The organism is Pseudarthrobacter sp. NIBRBAC000502771 (assembly GCF_006517215.1).
Taxonomy (GTDB): domain Bacteria; phylum Actinomycetota; class Actinomycetes; order Actinomycetales; family Micrococcaceae; genus Arthrobacter; species Arthrobacter niigatensis.
The window spans coordinates 3,822,849-3,846,827 of record NZ_CP041187.1; the positions used below are offsets into that span (position 1 = coordinate 3,822,849).

General features: G+C 62.0%; 20 protein-coding genes and 1 pseudogene. 7 read left to right on the forward strand and 14 right to left on the reverse strand.

Translation table 11 applies throughout. The features are described from left to right. Positions 1–58: 58 nt before the first annotated feature. Positions 59–1,099, forward strand: coding sequence for an AAA family ATPase (locus NIBR502771_RS17800; protein ID WP_141160870.1), 1,041 nt, complete (start codon positions 59–61; stop codon positions 1,097–1,099). A 150-nt stretch (positions 1,100–1,249) separates the two neighbouring features. Here NIBR502771_RS17800 and NIBR502771_RS17805 read toward each other — a convergent pair whose 3' ends face one another. Continuing rightward, on the reverse strand, positions 1,250–4,648 hold the full coding sequence (locus NIBR502771_RS17805) for a pyruvate carboxylase (RefSeq protein WP_141160871.1): 3,399 nt from the start codon (positions 4,646–4,648) through the stop codon (positions 1,250–1,252). A gap of 301 nt (positions 4,649–4,949) precedes the next feature. On the opposite strand from NIBR502771_RS17805, the gene NIBR502771_RS17810 reads away from it, so the two are divergent. Next, on the forward strand, positions 4,950–5,768 hold the full coding sequence (locus tag NIBR502771_RS17810) for a ParA family protein (RefSeq protein WP_141160872.1): 819 nt from the start codon (positions 4,950–4,952) through the stop codon (positions 5,766–5,768). Between the two features lie 66 nt (positions 5,769–5,834). Here the strand turns inward: NIBR502771_RS17810 and NIBR502771_RS17815 are convergent, their stop codons facing one another. The 5 genes from NIBR502771_RS17815 to gcvH all read right to left on the reverse strand — a co-directional run bounded on the left by NIBR502771_RS17815 (position 5,835) and on the right by gcvH (position 8,924). Beyond that, a complete protein-coding gene (locus NIBR502771_RS17815) occupies positions 5,835–6,428 on the reverse strand; it encodes a MerR family transcriptional regulator (RefSeq protein WP_018763528.1) in 594 nt (197 codons plus the stop codon). Positions 6,429–6,660: 232 nt separating this feature from the next. Then, a complete protein-coding gene (locus NIBR502771_RS17820) occupies positions 6,661–7,164 on the reverse strand; it encodes a bifunctional nuclease family protein (RefSeq protein WP_141160873.1) in 504 nt (167 codons plus the stop codon). Further along, on the reverse strand, positions 7,164–7,880 hold the full coding sequence (locus NIBR502771_RS17825; RefSeq protein WP_141160874.1) for a MerR family transcriptional regulator: 717 nt from the start codon (positions 7,878–7,880) through the stop codon (positions 7,164–7,166). Before NIBR502771_RS17825 ends, NIBR502771_RS17820 begins: the two co-directional genes overlap by 1 nt. A gap of 23 nt (positions 7,881–7,903) precedes the next feature. Beyond that, positions 7,904–8,380 (reverse strand): FHA domain-containing protein, encoded by a 477-nt coding sequence (locus NIBR502771_RS17830; RefSeq protein ID WP_141160875.1) that lies wholly within the window; start codon positions 8,378–8,380, stop codon positions 7,904–7,906. Between the two features lie 157 nt (positions 8,381–8,537). After that, positions 8,538–8,924 (reverse strand): glycine cleavage system protein GcvH, encoded by a 387-nt coding sequence (gene gcvH / locus NIBR502771_RS17835; protein WP_141160876.1) that lies wholly within the window; start codon positions 8,922–8,924, stop codon positions 8,538–8,540. Positions 8,925–9,091: 167 nt separating this feature from the next. On the opposite strand from gcvH, the gene NIBR502771_RS17840 reads away from it, so the two are divergent. The 5 genes and pseudogenes from NIBR502771_RS17840 to NIBR502771_RS17860 all read left to right on the forward strand — a co-directional run bounded on the left by NIBR502771_RS17840 (position 9,092) and on the right by NIBR502771_RS17860 (position 12,318). Beyond that, entirely contained in the window at positions 9,092–9,961 is an 870-nt protein-coding gene (locus NIBR502771_RS17840) for an Fpg/Nei family DNA glycosylase (protein ID WP_141160877.1), read from the forward strand. 95 nt (positions 9,962–10,056) lie between these two features. Then, positions 10,057–10,554, forward strand: coding sequence for an LGFP repeat-containing protein (locus NIBR502771_RS17845; protein ID WP_141160878.1), 498 nt, complete (start codon positions 10,057–10,059; stop codon positions 10,552–10,554). Positions 10,555–10,641: 87 nt separating this feature from the next. After that, a pseudogene (locus tag NIBR502771_RS21305) lies at positions 10,642–11,001 on the forward strand (LGFP repeat-containing protein); the annotation flags it as partial. 12 nt (positions 11,002–11,013) lie between these two features. After that, positions 11,014–11,826: a polysaccharide deacetylase family protein gene (locus NIBR502771_RS17855; protein WP_141160879.1), complete on the forward strand. Its 813-nt coding sequence runs from the start codon at positions 11,014–11,016 to the stop codon at positions 11,824–11,826. A 168-nt stretch (positions 11,827–11,994) separates the two neighbouring features. After that, complete coding sequence (locus NIBR502771_RS17860) at positions 11,995–12,318, forward strand: hypothetical protein (RefSeq protein WP_141160880.1); 324 nt, start codon at positions 11,995–11,997, stop codon at positions 12,316–12,318. 87 nt (positions 12,319–12,405) lie between these two features. On the opposite strand, the gene NIBR502771_RS17865 is transcribed toward NIBR502771_RS17860, so the two are convergent. From NIBR502771_RS17865 to NIBR502771_RS17900, 8 genes are read right to left on the reverse strand one after another with little or no spacing between them, the layout of a single operon-like run. Continuing rightward, positions 12,406–13,173: a TatD family hydrolase gene (locus tag NIBR502771_RS17865; protein WP_141160881.1), complete on the reverse strand. Its 768-nt coding sequence runs from the start codon at positions 13,171–13,173 to the stop codon at positions 12,406–12,408. Next, complete coding sequence (locus NIBR502771_RS17870) at positions 13,170–14,462, reverse strand: hypothetical protein (RefSeq protein WP_141160882.1); 1,293 nt, start codon at positions 14,460–14,462, stop codon at positions 13,170–13,172. The genes NIBR502771_RS17865 and NIBR502771_RS17870 overlap by 4 nt, the downstream gene beginning before the upstream one ends. 2 nt (positions 14,463–14,464) lie before the next feature. Further along, positions 14,465–15,232, reverse strand: coding sequence for a hypothetical protein (locus NIBR502771_RS17875; RefSeq protein WP_141160883.1), 768 nt, complete (start codon positions 15,230–15,232; stop codon positions 14,465–14,467). Between the two features lie 2 nt (positions 15,233–15,234). After that, positions 15,235–17,139 (reverse strand): P-loop NTPase fold protein, encoded by a 1,905-nt coding sequence (locus tag NIBR502771_RS17880; RefSeq protein WP_110504060.1) that lies wholly within the window; start codon positions 17,137–17,139, stop codon positions 15,235–15,237. Further along, on the reverse strand, positions 17,136–20,249 hold the full coding sequence (locus tag NIBR502771_RS17885) for a type I restriction endonuclease subunit R (RefSeq protein ID WP_141160884.1): 3,114 nt from the start codon (positions 20,247–20,249) through the stop codon (positions 17,136–17,138). Before NIBR502771_RS17885 ends, NIBR502771_RS17880 begins: the two co-directional genes overlap by 4 nt. Then, entirely contained in the window at positions 20,246–21,421 is a 1,176-nt protein-coding gene (locus tag NIBR502771_RS17890; protein WP_141160885.1) for a restriction endonuclease subunit S, read from the reverse strand. Before NIBR502771_RS17890 ends, NIBR502771_RS17885 begins: the two co-directional genes overlap by 4 nt. Beyond that, positions 21,418–22,305 carry a restriction endonuclease gene (locus NIBR502771_RS17895; RefSeq protein WP_371706606.1) on the reverse strand — a complete coding sequence of 296 codons (888 nt, stop codon included), beginning with the start codon at positions 22,303–22,305 and terminating at the stop codon, positions 21,418–21,420. The genes NIBR502771_RS17890 and NIBR502771_RS17895 overlap by 4 nt, the downstream gene beginning before the upstream one ends. A 26-nt stretch (positions 22,306–22,331) precedes the next feature. Next, complete coding sequence (locus NIBR502771_RS17900) at positions 22,332–23,903, reverse strand: type I restriction-modification system subunit M (protein WP_141160887.1); 1,572 nt, start codon at positions 23,901–23,903, stop codon at positions 22,332–22,334. Positions 23,904–23,979: the final 76 nt, after the last annotated feature.

The following is a 23,979-nucleotide window of genomic DNA, read 5'->3' on the forward strand; positions in this document are numbered from 1 at the left end:
GGCCCTTTCTCCTTTAACTGTCCGCCCCTGGCCGGGGATCGGGGACTACAGTGGTGGCATGGCTGCCAGCCGCAAACCGCTCGACGACCTGCGTGAAACGCTCGGCCACCTGGCCGATCAGCTCAAGCTGCCCGGATCGGAGCGCGTGGACGATCTTGTGGGCGACCTCATGGGTGCCAGGCCCGGGCCGGCCCGGCCGCTGTCCGAGCTGCAGGCGGAGCTCGACGCGCTGGTTGGGCTGGAGACTGTGAAGGAACAGGTGCGCGCCCTCGTCGCACTGCTGCAGGTCCAGGCGCGCCGCAAAGCGCACGGCCTGCCGGAGGTGGCCACCTCCCAGCATCTGGTGTTCCTCGGAAACCCGGGCACCGGCAAGACCACCGTGGCGCGGCTCCTGGCCGAGATGTACCGGGCGGTGGGCCTGCTGCAGAAGGGCCACCTGGTGGAGGTGGACCGTTCGGGCCTGGTGGGGCAATACGTCGGGCAGACTGCCATCAAGACCGACCGGGTGATCAGGCGTGCCCTGGACGGAGTCCTGTTCATCGACGAAGCCTACGCGCTGGCCCCGGAAGACGGCAGGATGGACTTCGGCCCCGAGGCGATCGAGGTCCTGCTGAAGCGGATGGAGGACCACCGCCACCGCCTGGTGGTGATCGTTGCCGGGTACCCGCGGCTGATGGAGTCGTTCCTGCTCTCGAACCCCGGGCTGCGCTCCCGCTTCGCCCGCGAGATCACCTTCCCCGACTACTCTGTTGAAGCACTCCAGACGATCTTCCACCAGATGCTGGCCCAGCACGAGTACATGCTGGAGCCGGGGGCGGACCAGATGCTGCGCCGCATCTTTACCGGGCTGCACGCGGGCGAGGACTCCGGCAACGCACGGTTCGCGCGCACGTTGTTTGAGCAGGCCCTGAACCGGCAGGCCCTGCGGCTCTCGCTCGACGAGGACCAAAGCCTCGAGTCGCTTGACCGGGAAGCTGTCATGACCCTTACGGCCGACGACATTGCCGGAGCCGCAACGGCCCTGGGCGAAGAGCCGGAGCTGGAAGCTGAGCCGGTACCGGAACCGGGGCAGTCAAAGTGGTGGCGCTGGCTGGCCTGACCGGCCCCCACCCCGGTTGCACGCAGTGCTGGGTTCGCGGATAGAGACCGTCATGGAACTGCTCCCCGAAGACTGCACTGGATTACCCGGTGCAGTCTTCGGGGAGCAGCCAACGAACGGGTTGATTCCTTCGGCGCCTTCGGGCCCCTCCTACTGTTCGATGACCAGCAGCAGGTCCCCGCCCTGGACCTGCTCTACCGCGGAGATGGCGAGGCGGGACACCTTGCCGGCCACCGGCGTCGTAATGGATGCTTCCATCTTCATTGCCTCGATGGTGGCCACGGTATCTCCTGCCTTGACCGTCTCCCCCGGCTTGACGGTGACAGTGACGGCTCCGGCGAAGGGAGCGGCCACCTGGCCCGGCTGGGCGGGATCGGCTTTCTCGGCGGCCTTGACGTTGCTGACCACGGAACGGTCGCGGACCACCACGGGGCGGGACTGGCCGTTCAGGGTGCACATGACGGTGCGCATACCCTTCTCGTCCGGCTCCGACACGGCCTCCAGGGAGGCGATCAACCGTACTCCGCGTTCCAGCTGGATTTCGTGCTCAGTGCCGCGCTGGAGGCCGTAAAGGTAATCACGGGTATCCAGCACCGAGATGTTGCCGTACGTCTCCACGCTCTTCAGGTAGTCCTTGGTGGGGCCATCGAAAAGCAGCCGGTTCAGCGTGTGCTGCCGGGTCTTGGAGTCGGACTTGAGCGCTGCGCTGTCCTCGGCGCTGAGCTCCACGTCGCGGACCTTCACGCTCCTGCCCTGCAGGGCCTTGGTGCGGAACGGCTCCGGCCAGCCCCCGGGAGGGTCGCCGAGTTCGCCGGAAAGGAAGCCGATGACGGAGTCCGGGATGTCGTAGTTCTGCGGGTTCGCTTCGAAGTCGGCGGGATCGGCGTTGAGGCCCACCAGGTGCAGGGCGAGATCGCCAACCACCTTGGAGGACGGCGTGACCTTCACCAGGTGCCCCAGGATCCGGTCCGCTGCGGTGTACATGTCCTCGATCGCCTCGAACTGCTCCCCCAAGCCAAGGGCCATGGCCTGCTGGCGCAGGTTGGAAAGCTGGCCACCCGGGATCTCGTGTTTGTACACGCGGCCGGTGGGGCCTGGCAGGCCGGACTCGAACGGGGCATAGACGCGGCGGACCGCTTCCCAGTAGGGCTCGAGCGAGCTGACGGCATCCAGGCTGAGGCCGGTGTCCCGCGGCGTGTGGGCCAAGGCAGCAACAAGGGCCGACGCCGACACCTGGCTGGTGGTTCCCGCGAGGGATGCGGAGGCCACGTCTACCGCGTCCACGCCGGCGTCGACAGCGGACAGGAGCGTAGCCAGCTGGCCACCTGCGGTGTCGTGGGTGTGCAGGTGGACGGGCAGGTCGAAGCGCTCACGCAGCGCGGCGACCAGCTTGGCGGCGGCAGCGGGCCGGAGCAGCCCGGCCATGTCCTTGATGGCAAGGATGTGGGCTCCGGCGTCGACGATCTTCTGTGCCAGCCCGAGGTAGTAATCCAGGGTGTACAGCTTCTCTTCCGGGTCCAGCATGTCGCCGGTGTAGCAGAGGGCCACCTCTGCCACGGCGGTGCCGGTGGCCCGGACGGCGCGGATGGCCGGAGCCATCTGGCTGACATCGTTCAGGGCGTCAAAGATGCGGAAGATGTCGATGCCGGTGGCGGCCGCCTCGTTGACGAAGGCTTCGGTGACTTCTTCCGGGTAGGGCGTGTAGCCGACAGTGTTGCGGCCGCGCAGCAGCATCTGGATGCAGACGTTCGGCATGGCCTTGCGCAGGGCCGCGAGCCGGTCCCAGGGGTCCTCGCCCAGGAAGCGCAGCGCGACGTCGTAGGTGGCGCCGCCCCAGGCCTCGACGGACAGCAGCTGCGGCATGAGCGCCGTCACGGCGGGGCCGGCGGCGACGAGGTCGCGGGTGCGGACACGCGTGGCCAGCAGGGACTGGTGCGCGTCCCGGAAGGTGGTGTCGGTGACGGCAACGGCATTCTGTTCGCGCAGTGCCTTCGCGAAACCTTCCGGGCCCAGCTCAAGGAGCTTCTGGCGTGAACCGGGTCCCGCCTGCAGGTCCTTGACGTCGGGCAGCTTTCGGGCGGGGTCCGAGTGCACCGCCAGGTCGCCGTTTGGCTTGTTGACAGTGACGTCGGCAAGCCATGTCAGGAGCTTGGTGCCCCGGTCGGCCGAGACCCGGGCCTTGAGCAGTTCCGGACGCTGGTCGATGAAGTTGGTGGCCACATCCCCGGCGATGAAGTCAGGATCATCAAGGACGGCCTGGAGGAAGGGGATGTTCGTGGAGACGCCGCGGATGCGGAACTCCGCCAGGGCGCGGCGGGCGCGGGCAACCGCGGCAGGATAATCCCGGCCGCGGCAGGTGAGCTTGACCAGCATGGAGTCGAAGTGCGGGCTGATCTCGGCGCCGGAGTAGACCGTGCCGCCGTCCAGGCGGACACCGGCTCCACCGGCCGAGCGGTAACCGGTGATCTTTCCAACGTCGGGGCGGAACCCGTTGGCGGGGTCCTCCGTGGTGATGCGGCTCTGGAGGGCAGCGCCGCGAAGCCGGACCGTGTCCTGGGACAGGCCAAGATCGGCAAGGGTCTCGCCGGCGGCGATCCGCATCTGGGCCTGGACCAGGTCCACGTCCGTGACTTCCTCGGTGACCGTGTGCTCCACCTGGATACGCGGGTTCATTTCGATGAAGACGTGCTGGCCCGCCCGCTCGCCTTCAGTGTCAACCAGGAACTCGACAGTACCGGCGTTGACGTAATTGAGCGCCTGTGCAAATTTCACCGCGTCCCGGTACAGGGCCTGGCGGATGTTGTCGTCCAGGTTAGGGGCAGGCGCGATCTCAATGACCTTCTGGTGCCGCCGCTGGATGGAACAGTCACGCTCAAAGAGGTGCATGACGTTGCCCTCTGCGTCCGCGAGGATCTGCACTTCGATGTGCCGCGGCCGCAGGACCGCCTGCTCCAGGAACATGGTGGGATCGCCGAAGGCAGCATCGGCTTCGCGCATGGCCGACTTCAGCGCTTCGGGGAGTGCCTCGCGGGTATCAACGCGGCGCATGCCGCGGCCACCGCCGCCGGCAACGGCCTTGGCGAAAATGGGGAACCCGATCTCATCGGCCGCAGCCAGGAGTTCGTCCAGGTCCTTGGACGGCTCGCTGGACTTAAGGACCGGCACGCCTGCCTCGCGGGCGGCCTTCAGCGCCGCCACCTTGTTGCCGGCAAGCTCCAGCACCTCGGCGGGCGGACCCACGAAAGTGATACCGGCCGCCTTCGCCGCACGTGCCAGCTCCGGGTTTTCCGAGAGGAAACCGTAGCCCGGGTAGATGGCGTCTGCGCCGGCCTCTTTCGCGACCCGCACCACCTCGGCCACGTCCAGGTATGCCCGGACGGGGTGACCTTCCTCGCCAATCAAGTAGGCTTCGTCCGCCTTCTGCCGATGGATCGAGTTACGGTCCTCCTGGGGAAAAACGGCAACGGTCTTTGCGCCCAGCTCATAGCCGGCGCGGAAGGCCCTGATCGCGATCTCGCCGCGGTTGGCCACCAGAACTTTGGAAAACATACTTCTCCTGCATCATTGCGGGTGGATCGATGAGTGGTCACAGTGTCTAGGACCTGCAAGGACAAACACAAATCTTTGTGGCCACGGTCACAGATTTTCCCGTCATGGACCGAACGCTTTGAGCCTGGCTGGCGGAAACCGCCCCGGCAGCACAGTCGGTGCCATGCCGACGCCCGATAAAGCAGGATTCGCCGACGCATCAACATATGATGAGTAGGGCGGCAGGACCGTCCGGCTTCGGCTCTGCCGAGGCAAACATTACCCCCAACACGGCATCCGGCGTTAGGTTTTGGTCTCTCAAGTGCAAGTAGTCAGCATCAGCAGCCTCAAGGGTGGAGTCGGCAAGACTTCCGTCACCACAGGATTGGCGTCTGCGGCGCTGGCCGCAGGAGTCCGCACGCTGGTGGTGGACCTCGATCCGCACGCCGATGCCACCACGGCCCTCGGCGTCCAGCCAGGCGACCAGCTGGATATCGGCAGAATGCTGAAGAGCCCGCGCCGGGCCAAGCTGGCAGAGAATGTAGTGCGCAGCAGCTGGGCCGACCGTGCCACGTCCAACGGTTCCGGACCTGCCGTCCTCGATGTCGCCGTCGGCTCTGCCTACACCGGAATCTATGACCGTCCGGACCTTGGCCGCCGCGATCTCCGCCGGTTGTCCTCCGTACTCGCCGGCGCAGACGATTACCAGCTTGTCCTGGTGGACTGCCCTCCCTCACTCAACGGCCTGACCCGCATGGCTTGGGCAGCAAGTGACAAGGTTGCCCTGGTCGCCGAGCCCGGCCTGTTCTCGGTGGCCGGTACCGAACGGACCATGCGAGCCATCCAGCTGTTCAGGCAGGAGTTCGCGCCCAACCTTTCACCCGCAGGAATCGTGGCCAACAGGGTCCGGAGCGGTTCCTCGGAACACACCTACCGGCTGGCGGAGATGGAGTCGATGTTCGGCGAACTCCTGCTCAGCCCGCGAATTCCCGAGCAGGCCAACTGGCAGCAGATCCAGGGCGCCGCCCACCCCGTGCACAACTGGCCCGGCGATTCGGCCAAGTCCGCAGCCGCCCTGTTCGATGACCTGCTGTCCAACCTGATGGCTGCAGGATCCGGGCTGCGCAGCCGCGCCCGCTAGGAACACGTCCAACGAGTAGGGGCCACCCTCCATCAGGAGGGTGGCCCTTACTTCTTGAACTCTGTGTCAGCTGATTTTCCGCGCTGCCCGCCGCTTACTCAGTTCGTCGTCCGGAAAGGACTGCTCGGCGGCGTGCTCACTGGGCAGCGAGGCAAGGCTTCCTTCGACCTCGCGCCATACACGTCCTACGGCGATGCCGAAGACGCCCTGGCCGCCTTGAACCAGGTCAATGACCTCGTCAGCTGAGGTGCATTCGTAGACGCTGGCACCGTCGCTCATGAGCGTGATCTGGGCCAGGTCCTCAACTCCACGTTCCCGCAGGTGTTCCACGGCGGTGCGGATCTGCTGCAGCGAGACACCGGTGTCCAGGAGCCGTTTGACCACCTTGAGCACCAGGATGTCGCGGAACCCGTAAAGCCGCTGGGACCCCGATCCTGCTGCGCCGCGGACAGCAGGCTCGACCAGGCCGGTGCGCGCCCAGTAGTCCAGCTGGCGGTAGGTGATACCGGCGGCCTTGCAGGCGGTGGGACCCCGGTAGCCGGCGTCTTCATCCAGTACCGGCAGGTCTTCGGTGAACAGGAGGCCCTGTGCACCGCTCACGGGCACAGCAACACCGGCCGTGGGCTGTTTAAGCCCGCCTGCTTCGCCTTTGGGACTCACCTGGATCCTCCTTGTCGTACGCTCCCCCGGAACTGGCACAGCAGCCGTGGCAGTAAGGCCATGGGTGTAATTTCTCCGCGGGGCGCACTTTCCAGTGTGACTTGCGCGGCTGCCGTAAGCAAGGGAACTTGATACCTCGACGTTAGGCCCGGCGGGCCCCGAGGTCAAAGACCTCGGGGCTTAGAAGAGGCGTGTCGAAACTTTCAGCCTCAACTTTAACCTTAACGTGACCTTAGCCGTCGAAATCCTCGGGTTCGACGTCATCCAGGAATTCCCGGAAGCGCCGCAGTTCACGCTCCTCATCGACGGTGGGACCCGACTCGGCGTCTTCGCCCTCATCGTGCTCCGTAATGCGCACCCCGGCCTCGTCCATCACGGAATCGGCGCACCAGATCCGGCACTTGGCCCGCAAGGCAACCGCCAGCGCATCCGAGGCGCGGGAACTCACCGTGGTGCCGTTTTCAAACTGCAGCTGGCCATAGAAGATGTTGTCCTCCACGGCGACGATGTTGACGCTGACCACGGAGTGGCCCAGCGACTCCACGACGTCCACGAGGAGGTCATGGGTCATGGGCCTCGGCGGCACCACGCCCTGCTGGGCCAGGGCGATGGCACTGGCTTCCGGCGTGCCAATCCAGATCGGGACGTGGCGTTCGCCATGCATCTCCTTGAGCAGGACCAGGGGCTGGTTGGAAGGCAGTTCAATGCGAACGCCAACAATCTCGACTTCGATCATCAGATGTCCATGCGTGAGATATGGTCCTGCACCAGGGCCCGGTGCAAGGTGAGGCAAAGATCGCTGATCTCGCGCGCCGCCTCAGCCGCGCGTGCCTGTGATGCCGAGTCCTTGCGGGAGGCGAGGGGTGCGACAGCACGCTCCACCAGGCCGAATTCCCGTTCGGCTGCCGCCTGGAAGGGCCTGAGGTGACGGGGTTCCAGTCCGTGGCTTTCCAGCTGGACGCAGGCGCGGGCAACCTGCAGGGCATGCTCGTCGAACTGGCCGTTGCTGTGGCTGATGAGGCCGAAGCTCAGGAGCGACTGCAGCAGGGGGACGCTGGCACCGGACTCGGCGCGAAGCTGCTCCTCGCTCAGTTTGCGGCCCCGGTTCTGGAGTTCGGCAGCCAGTTCATCGGAAACAATGCGGGGGGAAACCACGACGCCGGGCGGGAGGTTCTCCGGCCGCTCGCCCCTGTCGATGGCGTCAAGGTAGTCCTTGATGACCTTCAGGGGCAGGTACTGGTCCCGCTGCAGGGCCAGCACGAAGCGCAGCCGCTCCACATCGCCGTCGGAGTACTGACGGTAGCCCGCAGGGGTGCGGCGGGGGTTGATCAGTCCCTTTTCCTCAAGGAACCTGATCTTCGACGCGGTCATGCCGGGGAAGTCGGCGCTCAACTGGGCGAGGACCTCACCAATGTTCAGGACCTGGGGGCCCCGGCGTTCCGGTTGTGCCATTGCCACAGGCAGCGGTCCCCGGTTCAGCTGCGGCCTGCAGCCGTGGCAGGGCTCAGATAGAAGGTGAGGCGGAACTTGCCGATCTGGACTTCGCTGCCGGACTTCAGTTCCACGCTGTCCACGCGGTCGTGGTTGACGTAGGTGCCGTTGAGGCTGTTCTTGTCCACCACTTCGAAGCTGCGGGCGGTGCGCCGGAACTCCACGTGGCGCCGCGATACCGTGACGTCATCCAGGAAGATGTCCGCATCCGGGTGGCGGCCCGCAGTAGTGACATCCGAATCCAGCAGGAACCGGGCACCGGCGTTGGGGCCGCTGTGGGCCACCAGCAGCGCCGAGCCGGCAGGCAGGGCCTCCACCGAGTTGCGCTCGTCAGAGGAGAGCCTCGGGGCGATGGTGGGTTCGTCAGTGACGGGGGTGAGGTGGATCGAGGTGGTCTCCGACGCCCTAGCCGCACCCGTGCCGTAATCCCCATCGGCAGGGTTGTGTCTGTGGCCAGCCATGGATTCCTCCTCTTAGACGTTGCGGGCATGGAACCTGCAACTAACGGTTAGTCTCCGGCCCTGCCCGGCAGGTCCGGCACCGGCTCCCGATCCGGGCTCTGACGTGCGGAGACGCCGTGCCCGCGACGCGGGGCCGGACCGGAAATACCGGTTAGCTTTAGCCTACCTGTTGTTCGTACTCGGATGCACTGAGCAGGGACTCAACGGCGTCAGCTTCGGCCAGTTTGATCTCGATGAGCCAGCCATCACCGTAGGGATCGCTGTTGATCAGGGCCGAATCGCTGTCCAGGGACTCGTTGCGGGCCACAACTTCACCGGAAACCGGGGCGTAGATGTCGCTGACGCTCTTGGTGGACTCGACCTCGCCCACCACTTCGTTTGCCGTAATCTTCGTGCCAACCTCTGGCATCTGGGCGTAGACGACATCCCCAAGGGCGTCCTGGGCAAAATCGGTGATTCCCACGCGGACCACGCCGTCGGCATTCGGGGAGGTGACCCACTCGTGTTCGGCGGTGTAGGACAGGTCTTCGGGAATGTTGCTCATGGGAGGCCTTTCATCGGTGTACGCGCCTATGTCACAAGGGGCCCGGAAATCGGGCCGCCGCTGAAAGTATAGGCACATCTGCCAGGGCCGGCACCGGCGTTTCTGACAAGATGGGAGCCATGAGCGCAAGCACCGGTGCAGCATCCTTGGGACAGTGCAGGTAGGCCATGCCGGAACTGCCTGAAGTCGCCGGCCTCGCCGGGTTCCTTGACGAACAGCTGCGGGGCTGCGTGGTCACCAAACTGCAGGTCGTCTCCTTCGCCGTGCTCAAGACGGCGGATCCGCCCTTCGACGCCCTTGAAGGGCGCACGGTCTCCGGCGTCCGGCGCTTTGGGAAGTTCATCAGCATCGATACCGGCGGCATTTCCCTGGTGTTCCACCTGGCGCGCGCGGGCTGGGTGCGCTTCACCGACTCCCCCGCCGACAGCCAGCTCCGAATGGGCAAGGGCCTCATCGCAGTCCGGTGCGCGTTCTCAGGGCCCAACGGACCGCGCGGCCTGGATCTGACGGAGGCGGGGACCAAGAAGAGCCTGGCCGTCTACGTGGTGCGTGATCCGCAGGAGGTACCGGGTATCGCCTCGCTGGGTCCCGATCCTTTTACGGAAGCGTTCGACGCCGACATGCTGGCAGAGATCCTGGGCGGCAGTTCCCAGCAGATCAAGGGACTCCTGCGCAGCCAGAGCGTGATTGCGGGAATTGGCAACGCCTACAGCGACGAGATCCTTCACGCCGCCCGGATCTCACCGTTCGCCATCGCGAAGTCACTCGACCGGGAGAGCGTGCAGGTGCTGTACGAAGCCATCCACAGCGTCCTGGGCGAAGCCCTCAAGGAGGCTGCGGGCAAGCCGCCCAAGGATCTCAAGGACGTCAAACGAAGCCACATGCGGGTGCACGCCAGGGCCGGCCAGCCCTGCCCCGTGTGCGGCGACACTGTCCGGGAGGTGTCGTTCGCGGACACCGCACTGCAGTACTGCCCCACCTGCCAGACCAAGGGGAAGATCCTGGCTGACCGGAGGACGTCGAAGTTCCTGAAGTAGGAAGATTCGGGACTTCCGGTCCTGCCCGGGCACGCCCCCCGGGCGTAGCGTCTTGATCAAGGCTCGCAAGTCTCGGTCAACACGAAGGGGCAACCATGCGCAGGTCTCGACCCGCCGTCCTCGGAATGGCCTTGGCCATCGCCCTCGGCGGTGCCCTCGGGGATGCGGCCCTGGGCCAGCCGGCGGCCAGTGCGTCAGCGGCAGCCTCGCAACCAGGCGTTCCGGCGTCTATGGCGGTCCTGCAGGTTGGCGACGACGCCATCATCCAGCACTATGAGCAGCTCGGCGGGGGCGCATCGTTCCTCGGCACGCCTGTCGGCAGCCCGTACGATATCGCTGGGGGCCGCGCCCAGAGATATACAGGCGGCACGATCTACTGGAGCCCCGGCACCGGAGCCCACGAAATACACGGCTCAATCGGCGGACACTACGCAGAACTCGGCGGCCCAGCCGGCTTCCTCGGCTTCCCCCGCACCGACGAAACCGGAACCCCCGGCGCCGCCGGCCGCTACAACAACTTCGCCGGCGGGTCCATCTACTGGAGCCCCGCCACCGGAGCCCACGAAATACACGGCTCAATCGGCGGACACTAGGCAGAACTCGGCGGCCCAGCCGGCTTCCTCGGCTTCCCCCGCACCGACGAAACCGGAACCCCCGGCGCCGCCGGCCGCTACAACAACTTCGCCGGCGGGTCCATCTACTGGAGCCCCGCCACCGGAGCCCACGAAATACACGGCTCAATCGGCGGACACTACGCAGAACTCGGCGGCCCAGCCGGCTTCCTCGGCTTCCCCCGCACCGACGAAACCGGAACCCCCGGCGCCGCCGGCCGCTACAACAACTTCGCCGGCGGGTCCATCTACTGGAGCCCCGCCACCGGAGCCCACGAAATACACGGCTCAATCGGCGGACACTACGCAGAACTCGGCGGCCCAGCCGGCTTCCTCGGCTTCCCCGTCACGGACGAGACCGGAACCCCCGACGGCGTTGGCAGGTTCAATCACTTCGCCGGGGGCTCGATCTTTTGGAGCCCCGCCACCGGAGCCCATGAGGTGCATGGAGCCATCCGGGGGCAGTGGGCGGCCCTTGGTTGGGAGCACAGCAGGCTCGGCTACCCGACCAGCGACGAGTACGGCATCACGGGCGGACGCCGCAGCGACTTCCAGCACGGTTCGATCCTGTGGCACCAGGCCAGCAGCAGGATTGAGGTCATCCATGCCACTATCCCTGCGGCACTCCTGGGCGTAGACCTCGAGCGCATTCCGACTACGCAGAAGGTTGTCGCGCTCACCTTCGACGCCGGCGCCAACGACGCCGGCCTCCGATCGATCCTTGCCACCCTCGCAGCCAACGGCGTCCCCGGCACGTTCTTCCTCACGGGAGACTGGGTCAGCCAGTTCCCCTCCGACCCGGCGCTTATCTACAACGCGGGAAACAGGATCGGCAACCACTCCATGACCCATCCGGACTTCACCACCTTGACCGACGCCCGGATCGCAGCCGAGATCAGCAGCGCGCAGGGGACCATCGAAGCCGCTGGAGGTGACCCGCTTCCGTTCTTCCGCTTCCCGTTCGGTGCCCGCAATTCCGGCACGATCGCGGCCGTTAACGCCGACGGCTACGCAGCGATCCGATGGACAGTTGACACCCTCGGCTGGCAAGGCACGATGAACGGAACGCGCGGCCCGGACTTTATCGTCCAGCGCGTCATGGCTTCAGCGCAGCCCGGTGAGATCGTCCTGATGCACCTCGGCTCCAACCCGGATGACGGCTCAACGCTCGACGCCGCGGCCCTCCCCCAGCTGATCTCCCAACTCCGGGCTGCAGGCTACGGCTTCGTCACCCTGGACGCCGCCCTCGGCTGACCAAAAAAGCGGAAAGCGCCGGAGAAATTCTCCGGCGCTTTCCGCTTTCTGGTCGAGGTCCTCGGACACTATTCCAAGCGTGCCCGCCACTATCTTCAGAGGTTCGATGCTGTCCAAGCAGCCCTCGAAGCCCAGACCTCGGACACTGTTAATAACGCGCCGCCGGCTATGAGGCTCAGCCGCCAGCGCTACCGTCTAGTTGACCGTCTCGGCCCTGACGCCCTGGATCAGATTGTTGCGCGCTACGAGGCAGGTGAGCCGACCACCACGCTTTCCACCGAGTTCGGCATTGCGAAGTCTTCGCTGCTTCGTTTGCTAAAAGAGCGGGGTGTCTCGATGCGTCAACAAAGCCTGACAGAGGATCAGGCGCTGCGCATGAAACAGCTTCGGCGGCAAGGGAATGCGATCCGTGCTATCGCTGTAGAGGTAGGTTGCAGCTATGGCACTGCCCAGGCCTTTTTCAAGATGGAGTCGAATCTAACGTCTCGTTAATTGTGTCATCATACGGTCAGGGGTGCATTGGTCGCCCTACCGACAACGGCAAGCTGTCAGAGCTTTGATGTGGGGCATATCTGAATGTCAATCCAGGTTGTTGAACACGGCCTGCCATTCGGTTCCGAAGCGGTGTCGACTATCGGCCACGTCGGCCAGCGTTCGGAGGTTCTTCCACAATTGGATGCGAATGTCTCGCGACTCCTGCCCGTGAAGCTTCGCCACCCGCCGCTCAACCTCGGCCACCCCGCCCGGACGCCTAGCGCCTGCTGTTCGCCGATCACCGTATGGGTGGTCAGTCTCCGGAAGGATCCGCTCGATCGGGATGCGCTTGAGTGTTTCAAGCGATGACATCATGGCCGGAGGTACGGAAAAGTAGCACCCCAGGCGCACAGCCTCCTCTGTGAGCTCGGGTGACCCTGTCCACCAGTGAAGAACCGCCCCATCCACCGGGGTGCGGTGGAGTTCACGCAGCACCTGAAAGTGCGCGCCTGAGCTGTGAATGCTCACAATTCGAGGTTGACGCTGTAGTTCGGCTAGTACGGCACGAAACACACGAATCTGGTCCGACTGCGCAACGCGGCTGGATCCATCGAGTCCCACTTCGCCTACAAAGGTGGCAGACGAGAGCGCCTTGCCGAAGTCGGCTGCGTCGAATGCCTTGTTGATCCGCACCAAGCCCGGATGTACACCGACACCCCAGACGGCTCGAGTGTCACGGCGTGCGGAGATCTTCGTGAACTCGTCGACAGAGCGAGTCATCGCGAAGATGAAGGCGCCGAGCGCTCGAATCTCGTGTCCTTCAATGTCAGCGGCGATGTGGGCGTGTGTGTCTAGTGGTGGTGGTGTTTTCATAGATCCAGTCGCCTTAGTTCGTTGCGGCCACGTTCAATCAGTGACGCGACATCGGCAAGTGGAAGGTCCGGCGGAATCTGAAGCCGCGCCAAGTCGTCCTCGCCGAAGGATTCCGCCAGGAAGTCTCGCATCGGCGGGATGACAGACTTCCTGGTCAGCCAGTTTCGTTGCTTGTCATCCTGCGGCTCGAGGTATTGGCTGCCGTCATGGAGATCGCTCGCAATAAATGATGCCCGCCGAAGTACGCATCCAAAGCAAACGCCGCAGAAGACGCCGGGGCCGATTCCGTACGATCGCGCGCCGGTATGGGAGCACGAGGACGTCATCGAGAGGTAGGTGCTCGCTGCCGCCGTTCCAATCGCATCCGTTACCTGCGAGAACATCTCCCCCTTGGTGCGATCGGCATATGGATTGGTGACGTCATGGTGGGCGCCGACGCGTTTGAGAATGCGTACCAAGTCGCCGATGAACTTCGGATGGGTGGTCTTAGTAGAGAGACTGCCTCGCCGACTCTTTGAGAGCGGTGGGTTGATTGAGGCATAGCCGTTCTCGGGCAACCAAAGAGGCAACTCGTCCACCGATGCGATGGCGAGTCCGACGGCAATGAATAGGAGTGAGCGGGATCGCGTAGAATTCTCGCGTCCATAGGCTGTGCCGTCCGGTGCGTGCCGCCCGCGCGCGATATGAGCCCGAACATGGTCCGCGGTGGATCCTGGTGCCAAGCGCTCGATCTCGTTCGCAACCTCATGCTGGAGGTGGGAGAGGTTGGTCGAAGCCCAGTGAGAGACAAGGATCTGCTGCTCGTTGCGGCCGACGAGCTCTCTGGCCGAGAGGAGCGCACCGGTTGCCGAATCTGCACCACCGCTGAGCAGCACTACACGCGCTGCATCGATGCCAACTCGTCCCATCTGCTCGGGCAGACCGTGCTCGCGGCGGAAGGTGAGTGACCATACATCGCCAGTCAGGAAGCCGAGGAGTCGCTCAACATCGTCTTTCACCTCGTTCCACGGCGTCACGGCCAAGACATCAATCGTGAGGGCGATTTCACGCTGATTCCAACTTGACAAGCGTCCCGAACGACTTGCCGACCGATCCGCTGCCAACACTGCTGCGGCGATGCGAACGAGGTCGATGTTGCGGCTTTTCACTGGGCCGTACTCCCCAAGTAAAGGGCCGACGTTAGCGTGGAAATAAGGCATGGTCTGTTTGCTGTGCCAGAAGAATGTCGTTGCGACGTCGGGTGTCAGCGGGTCGCTCGGCGGTAGAACAGAGAGTCGGTACTGAAACATGGCTAACCGTCATCCCTCGCGTAGGTTCGGCGAAGCCACTTCAGTCCCTTCTGGATCGCTTTGTCGAGTTCTTGCTGACTCACACTAGCCTGGGACAGGTTGGACCGGGCTGCCAGATGCTGACTCGATTCGTATACGCCCTCCACGAACTCCGCGCGGGTTACCTCAGGAGTCGAAGTGAACTCATCAGCTTCAGAAAGAAACATTTCCGCGATAATAAGGCCGATCGCGTGCTCCGACACTGCCACAGCATCAGGCGGCGTCGGATTCATTTCGGTGTCGAGCATCCAGTCCAAAAGATGCGCAGCGATCTCGCGCTGCTCTTCCGCAGGAATGTCACTTCCCATATCTGCACCGCAAACGATGTCAAGGATTGCTCGAACTAGCTCCGAGCGTGAAGGCAGAGCGGCCAGTTGGTCGAAATCCAGTCCCGCCTTCGCAAGCGCCTCACGGTCGCCCTCGCGGAATGCTCGAGCCAGACTCGCCGCACGGCTCGCGGTTGAAGAATAGGCTCGGGCGTCGCGGCGCGGCGAGCTCTGTTTTTGGCCTCCACCCTGGCCACCGCCGCCACCTGCACCCGCGCCTCCACTACCAGGGCCGTCTCCGCTCGAACGGCGGAAGATGGGAATTTTTAGCGCCTGGGCGACGAGGCTCTCTGGGACAGGTGTCTTCGTGTCGTCCGTTTGGGACTGCGACCATTTGTCGACGCCATCACGAAGCGCACTCGACACCTTGCTCGTCGAGCCTTTATACGACGAGCTGGTACCCACGGCTAGACATCCTCTTTCACGGCAGCCATAGCGCCGGTGAGTTCACCTTTGCCACTCGCAGTAGCCATGGCATCGAACTGTGCCATGATCTCTGGCGCATCGGTTGCTTGGAGTGTCGTGAACGCTGCCACCTTGAGGTCGGATGGTTTGATCCGCTTGAGTGCATTAACTACCGATTTCACCGCACCTGGTTGTACGCGAGAGATGCGGAGCATAGCAATAACACCTCCTGTTTGGCGCTGCGGCTCGTCCACAATAACGCCACCGATGTACGTGACGAGTCGGTTGGCGTTGGATGGCTCAAGATTCCGAAGCATATCGTCGGAGACGCGCCGTGCTTCACTCGTTGAACGGGAGAGCAACTGTGTTGCCATATCGCGAATTGACTCAGGAAGCGCATCTGACTCCAGAAATACACTCTTGAAGCTCGCGGCGAAGACAAGGTAGGGCGCTATGTCCTTATTTGCAAGGGCAGGTGAGAGACGCGCCCATCTAATGAGACCCTCGCTGAACTGTGGTTTGGCGCTGGGCGTATCTGCCTTGGCAGCTTTCTTTGGCGACTTCTCGGTATCGTCCGGCTCAGCTTCCCCTGCCGATTCGCTATCGACCTCTGTGGTGTCGTGTGAAGTCGTTTCGGTCGATTCGGGAGTTCCGGCCTGCACTTCAAGCGCCTCAAGGTTAGACCTCAGTGTTCGCTCGCGGAGCCAATCGGTGACGGTCTTGAATTCCTGAGGGAAGTACTGCTCGAGCACCATCAGCTTGGCAATCGTGGCCTCATCAAGGGAAATACCACGCTTTGCGGCGATCGAGAGTCGAACGGAGAGGTCGTTGAGGAACCGCTTGATGCGGCGCGGGTTACCGCGAGTCTTCTCGTGAATGATTGGCCGGATGCGGGCTGCGTTGTTGCGATGCTCTACGAATTCAGTGCGTTGCAGCGACTTCACTGTTTCAATCATGACGGCCGCATGACGTGCCTCCGCCACCTCCGCAACGATGGTGTCGTAGTCAGCGTCCGACGACACCAGCGATCGAATCTGGAGCAGGACGAGATAGGCCTCAGTGTCAAAATCACTGAGTGCAGGGACGGGGACTGAGGTCTGCACGATCTTGTGGAGGTACAAACGTGCCGGCGACTCTTCGCCGATCTCGCCAGAATCAGAGAATCGCGTCGCAATGGCCTCGGCCACGCGCTCTTCGTCTGCTGCGATGACGAAGGACATCTTCGGCACAGACAAGAACAGTCGGATGGTTTCGAGCGTCTCAACTACCGTCTCGGGAAGACACCGATCAAGGTCGTCGACGAGGACGACCACATTTTCTATCTCGGCGAGCCCGTCCGACTCGAGCAAAGCTGCAAATTCAGCACGGAACTGCACCATGTCGGTGATTGGCTCAGGCTGATCCTCACCTTCAACCTCGCTCTTCGGTTTCACGAGGTCGAGGACCTTATCGACTGAAGGAAGACTCACTGTGATGGCAGATGTTGCCGCCAGCTTCATCGCCTTGGTCCAATCAACCCGCTTCATGAGGCGTTTCAGTAGCGCCTTTGACTTCTCTCCGACCCCGTCGGCCGGCAGAGCAGCCTCAATTGCGGTAAGGATCTCGCCAATCAGGGATTCCTTGATACCTAGCTGTGGGTCATAACGCCACGGGTCGGTCTCGATCACAAGGCACGTGCCCACTTCGCCCGTGGACTCACGAAGTTGGCGGGCAATCAAGCGAAGGACGGAAGTCTTGCCGCTCCCCCAGCTTCCCGAGAGACCCAGCGCGATTGGGTCGAGCCGGGGATCCAGGACCGCTTCAACGACAGTCGATGCGACTGCATCAAAGGACAGCAAGTCAACGTCAGTGGGCTCGTCGAGGAACAGCGGATACTGGCCACGCTCGGTCGTCGTGTTCTTTGTCATCGATCAGCCCTTCCGTTCGTGCCAAGCCCAGCAAATCTGTCGAAGAATACTCCTAGCTTTGCGAGCACTAGCTGCTTCTTCTCGCTGTGACCGCCCTTCGCAGAGAAGCGCGACACAGGTGGGAGTACCTTCGTGATCGCGGTACCCGTGGTGCGTAGTGCACCTTCCCGGAACGAGTCGTCAACAAATTTCCTCGTCTCTTCCGAACGCAGACTCTCATCTTCGATGATCTGTACAAGTTCGGCTTCGCGGCGTTCAGCGATATAGCGCTGCCACTCGTCGTCGACGTCGCCCTTGGCTGAGACGCGGTCCACGAAGTCTTCGATGAGGTCGCGCTTGTTGCGTAGGCTCGGGCTGGAGTCGATGGCGCGGGTGATCTCGGCGCGCAGTTCCTTGTCCTCTCCGTCGCCGTGCAGGTCGCGGTACTTCTGGACCAGCATCAGGATGTAGTCAACGTTGATCTCGACCTGCTTGACCAGCTCGATCTCGAAGACCACGTCCTCGTTGATTAACTCCTTCTCGGAGTCTCCGCCCTTGCGGAACTCGGCGTACAGGTCCAAGTAGATGCTGCGGTAGTCCTGGTTCTGTCGCTCGCTCAGGATTTCGTTTCCGGCGAACTCATCGAACGACGTCAGGATGTTCTGTAGACGCAGGATGGCGCCGAGTAGTTTGATGAATGCCTTTTGGGCAGCCTCACCCTCGATCGGCATGCCGAGCGGGAAATGGGACAGTAGCTCGTCAACCTTCTCGGTGTAGTCGTTGTAGTAGTCGCCGTACGGTTTTAGCAGCACGATGCCCTTGGCATCCTTGTTGCCGAACAAGGCGATCGCGTCGTTGGTCTCTTCTTCAAGGTCACGGAAGGTGACGATGTGACCGTAGGTCTTGACTGAATTCAGGATGCGGTTGGTACGGGAGTAGGCCTGAATCAGGCCGTGCGAGCGGAGGTTCTTGTCGACGAACAGCGTGTTGAGCGTCGTCGCGTCGAACCCGGTAAGGAACATGTTGACCACGATGACCAGGTCGATCTCGCGGTTCTTCATCCGCAGCGACAGGTCCTTGTAGTAATTCTGGAAGCGGTCGGCCGAGGTGTCGTAGCTCGTTCCGAACATGTCGTTGTAGTCCTGGATGGCATCCTCCAGGAACGAGCGCGCATCGCCACTTAGGGTGTCGGTGTCGAAGTCCTCCTCGTCTAGCGCACCGTCTTCCATATCCGGATTAGCGGCGAACGAGTAGATCAGGCCAACCTTGAGCCGGCGGTCCGGCGTCAGCGCTTCCTGCTGTAGCTGGAACTGGTTGTAGTAGCGACGCGCAGCGTCGATCGATGCGGTCGCAAACAGTGCATTGAAGCCTTTCACGCGCTTGCTTTGCTTGATCTCGTCGGCAACCTTTGGGTTACGTCCGACCAGGTCTTCGACGTTGATGATCACTGAGTGGCTGTAGCCGCTGGAGCGCTTGGTTTTCTGGTCAAAGTGCTCGAGCGTGTACTGAACAACTTGCCGGATGCGCTCGGGCGCCAGTAGCGCTCGTTCAGTGTCGATGGCAGAGACCTGCTTGTCGTCAGGTGTGCCGACCTTGATCGTGCTGATGTAGTCAACCTTGAAGGGCAGGACGTTCTTATCGTTAATCGCGTCCTTGATCGTGTAAGTGTGTAGCTTGTCGCCGAACGCCTGCTCGGTCGTCTTCAAGCGCGGATTGCCGCCGCTGCCCGAGTTGGCGGAGAAGATCGGGGTGCCAGTGAAGCCGAACAGGTTGTAGCGCTTGAACGCCTTGGTAATAGCAGTGTGCATGTCGCCGAACTGCGAGCGGTGGCACTCGTCAAAGATGATGACGACGTGGCCATCAAAGATGCTGTGGCCCTTGTTGGCGTTGATGAACGTTGCCAACTTCTGGATCGTCGTGATGATGATCTTCGCACTCGGATTTTCAAGCTGCTTTTTGAGTACCGCGGTCGAAGTGTTGGAGTTGGCCGCACCCTTTTCAAACCGGTCGTATTCGCGCATCGTTTGGTAGTCCAGGTCCTTGCGGTCGACCACGAACAGCACCTTATCGACGCTCTCCAGCTTGCTCGTCAGCTGTGCCGTCTTGAACGAGGTGAGTGTCTTACCTGATCCGGTGGTGTGCCAGACATACCCACCAGCTGCGACGCTGCCCAGCTGCTTGTAGTTGGTCGAGATCTCGATCTTCTGCAGGATGCGTTCGGTCGCCACCACCTGGTACGGGCGCATGACGAGCAGCATCCGGTCCGCCGTCAGCACGCAGTAGCGGGTGAGGATGTTGAGCAGCGCGTGCCTGGCAAAGAACGTCTTGCCGAAGGCCGTCAGATCCTGGATCGGTCGATTGGCCGCGTCCGCCCACCAGGACGTGAATTCGAATGAATTGGACGTCGGGCGCTTGGCCTTCTTCGCGCTGACGCTCTCCGAAATGTGCTGGCGCCGCGTCGTGTTCGAGTAGTACTTCGTCAGCGTGCCGTTGCTGATCACGAACAGCTGCACGTACTCGAACAGGCCAGAGCCGGCCCAGAAGCTGTCGCGCTGGTACCGGTTGATCTGGTTGAACGCCTCGCGGATATCGACACCACGACGCTTTAGTTCAACGTGCACCATCGGCAGCCCATTGACCAGCACCGTCACGTCATAGCGGTTGGCGTACTTGCCACCGCTTCCGCCCTTGCCAACCTCGTACTGGTTGATCACCTGCAGCCGGTTGTTGTGGATGTTCTTCTTATCGATCAGGCTGATGTTCTTTGTCGATCCGTCGTCGCGCGTCAGCAGCTGAACGTGATCCTCTTGGATGCGCACCGTTTTCTCGACGATGCCGTCGTTCGCACCGGCGATCCGCTCCGTGAAGAACTGCTGCCACTCCACATCAGAGAACGTCATGTCATTGAGCAGCTCAAGCTGGCGGCGCAGGTTCGCGGTGAGATCAGCCTCCGTGGTGATCGGAAGGTACTCGTACGCCTGCGACTCCAACAGCTTGATGAACTCGCGCTCGAGGTCGGCCTCGGACTGGTAGGACTCCGAAGAGTGCGTATCCGGGAGATATTCGGCGACGACCGTACTCTCAGAGGAGACGGCGATCGGGTCGTACTTGCGCAAAGTTGATTCGCTCATTCCGACACCTCCTCAAAGCTCAGGAGGCGGTCGCGGTAGTGCTCGTACTGCTTGCGCCGAGCAGTAATCTCGGCCGGGAGACCGACGCTGATATTGTTCACCAGCGAATCGAAATCATCGAGCACCGAAGATATCCGGACTTGCTCCTCGAGTGGCGGCAATTTCACGGGATACTTGAGAAACATGGGCCGTCGCAATGATGTCACAGACGCGTGAACCGAAGTGCCCTCAAGATACTGGGCGAAATCGGCAACTATATAGTGATAGAGATACCGTGGGTCGACGTTCTCGTTTGGCACAATCCGATATGCACGTTGGTGCAGCGCGTACGGTCCGTTAGCGAAATGAAAGACCTTGCCGACCCCCACGCCGTCGCCGGCGGTGATGATGGCACGCTCGTCAAAGTCGAATGAGTCGAGACGGAGGGTCTCACGACCACGCGCGTAAAAAATATAAGCGCCATCGGGAACGGCATCCTTCGTGTCGTGGCTCCCCGTTCCAATGGTCGCAATGTCGCCAAGGAATGCGCATTCGACTTCACCGTCGAATTCAATAAGGCTACGGCGGTAGTGTTCGTACTGGCGCCGCCGAGCTTCCAGCTCCGCTTCCAGCTCCGCTTCCAGCTCCGCTTCCAGCTCCGTAAACTGATCCAGTATCCTCACGATTTCGCGCTGAACTTCAAGCGGCGGCACGGGAATGACAATCTTCTCAAGCTGCCTAGCTGAGACGTCTATAACTTTCGTTCCAGACGCCAATCGCTTCTTCTGCTCGTAGAAGCTCGGCGACTGGAACCAGTACGAAAGATACTTGGGATCCATCGAGTGTTTGATAATCGTGGCGTGCCCACCAGTGACGATCTGATCGTCGCCAAGCCAGGCCACTGCCTTGCCGACGTCGTCAAGGTTCTCACTCGTGTTCGTGATAATGACGTCGCCCGGATCAGCCTTTGCTAGCTTTGCTGCCGTCTCGGGACTAACGAATGAATGCGTTGAGCGTGTCCACACTCCGTACTTGGTGTAAATCTGCCCGTAGTGGATGGCTCCGACGCCAGTGTCGATAAGATCAGTCTTCGGCATCCCGTTTCCACGCACGAGCTTTGCAATATCGCCAAGGAGCTTGCGTGGCACGCCACTCGGACACAGCTCGGCGATCAGGTCGTCAATGCGGCTCATGCGAAGAAGTCCTCATCAATTGCGACGATGTTGTATGTCTCGCGGACCTGAACGCCTACGTTGTAGCGAATCATAAGATCAGTGAGACGCTTGCCATCGATCAGCACAATTCTTGTTGGGGAAATTGCAACGTAATCTTGTGCTCCCTGTGAGAATCGGCTCGTTGTAATGAAGACCCCACTGTCGGCCTTGCCGTGGAGGGCGCCCACAAAGCCCTGCACTTCGGGCCGCTGGACTGAATTATCGCTGGCGTACCGCTTTGCTTGAATATATACGCGGCTTAGTCCGAGGATGTCCTGATCGATCACGCCGTCGATTCCACCATCATTAGTAAGTTGCGTGACGGAGCCGCTTCCATTGGTGCCGCCGTATCCCATCGCCACGAGAAGCTGGACGACAGCATTTTCAAAGAAAGAGGGGTCTTTGCCTTGAAGTCGAGAAAGCAACTCGTCGGCCACCTCGCTGTGGATGCGTTTAATGCCGCTCTGAACCTGCTCGGTCGGTGTGAGCGCGGCGGACTCACTCGGCAGTTCGACTGTTTCTGTTTTTCGCCCGGCTGATGCAGCGTAGGGGCGGATCGGTGACGAGGCGTCCTCGCCCAGCACATTGATATCCTGCTCGCGAACACCGGTGGGAAACTGGCTGAGCACCTGCCTGCCTGCTTCGGTAATTACGTAGTAACCGCGCGAGGGACGGTCAAGGGCTCCGACGTTTGTGAGAAAGGAAAGGCCCCAGCCGATGCGGTTTTCGTAGGTCAGTTGGCCGGATGGCAGAGATTCCTTCGTCTGTTCTTCTGTGAGCTGTGCGTTTGCAGCAACGGCGAGGCAGAGATCACGCCGTGTGCGGACTATGCCGTCGCTCATCACACGCAGAGTCGGAATCATGAACGCTTCCCACGTGGGTATTCCTGTCATAGTGAAGAACCCTCTAGATCGGCGACGATCTCATCAATCGAGGCACGCAGTTGCTGCTGACGGACGACGATGCGGGCGATTTCGGCGTTAAGCTCGTCGATATCGACTGCTTCGCGGAGGTCTTCCTGCTCAACGTACGAGGAGACCGCGATGTTGTAGTCGTTGGCAGCGATGTCCTCGCTCGAGACCAGCTTGCTGAAGTGCTCGACGTTCTTCCGGTTGGTGAACAGATCGAGGATCTTGTCTTGGTGGTGCTGGGTGAGCTTGTTCTTGTTGCCATTGCGGATGAACTCGGAGCTGCCATCGATGAAGAGGATCGAGTTGTCCTTCTTCGACTTTTTAAGCACGAGAATGCATGTGGCGATGGTGGTGCCAAAGAAGAGATCGGGCGGCAGTTGGATGACGGTGTCGACGTAGTTGTTGTCGACGAGGTACTTGCGGATCTTCTGTTCCGCTCCCCCGCGGTAGAGCACGCCAGGGAACTCGACAATCGCAGCAGTACCGTTGACGGCCAGCCACGACAGGATGTGCATGGTGAACGCCAGGTCGGCCTTTGACTTGGGCGCGAGCACACCGGCAGGTGAATAGCGCGCGTCGTTGATCAGAAGCGGGTTGGCATCGCCCTCCCACTTGATCGAGTAGGGCGGGTTGGACACGATCGCCTCGAACGGCTCGTCATCTTCATGCTGGGGATCGGTCAGCGTGTCGCCGTGCCGGATGTCGAACTTCTCGTAGTTGATGTCATGCAGGAACATGTTGATTCGCGCCAGGTTGTACGTCGTCAGGTTGATTTCCTGACCGTAGAAGCCTTGGCGGACGTTGTCCTTGCCGAGCACCTTCGCGAATTTCAGCAGCAGGGATCCTGAGCCGACTGCTGGGTCGTAAACCTTGTTGACCGAGGTCTTGCCCGCGACGGTGATCCGGGCCAGCAGCTCACTGACTTCCTGGGGCGTGTAGTACTCACCACCGGACTTACCAGCCTGTGAGGCGTACATCTGCATCAAATACTCGTATGCGTCGCCGAACAGGTCGATGGTGTGGTCGTGGAAGTTGCCGAGCGGCAGGTCTCCAATGGCGTCGAGCAAGCCGACGATCTTCTTGTTGCGCTTGTCGACCGTGTTGCCGAGCTTGGAGCTGTTGACGTCGAGGTCGTCGAATAGGCCTTTGAGGTCATCCTCGCTGTCGGTCCCTGAGGCCGAGCCCTCGATGTTCTTGAAGATGGCTGCCAGCGTCTCGTTCAGATTTTCGTCCTGGGCGGCACGCTTGCGCACGTTGACGAACAGCTCGGAGGGCAGGATGTAGAAGCCCTTCTCGGCAACGGTGTCCTTGCGGCCGAACTCGGCGTCGCTGTCTGAGAGCTTGGTGTAGTCGAAGTCGGCGTCGCCGGCTGCCACTTCGAGGTCATTCAGGTACACGGTGAGGTTCTCGGATACGAAGCGATAGAAGAGGATGCCGAGTACATAGCTCTTGAAGTCCCAGCCGTCCACGCTGCCGCGCAGGTCGTTCGCGATCCGCCAGATGGTCTTGTGTAGCTCCGCGCGCTGCGCTTCCTTGGTGGCGTCGGCCATGGTCGTGTCTGTGCTCCTTGCGCCTGAGCGCGCTTACGTTGATCCCCTGAGGCTGTGCTCTCAACTTAGCAGCGGG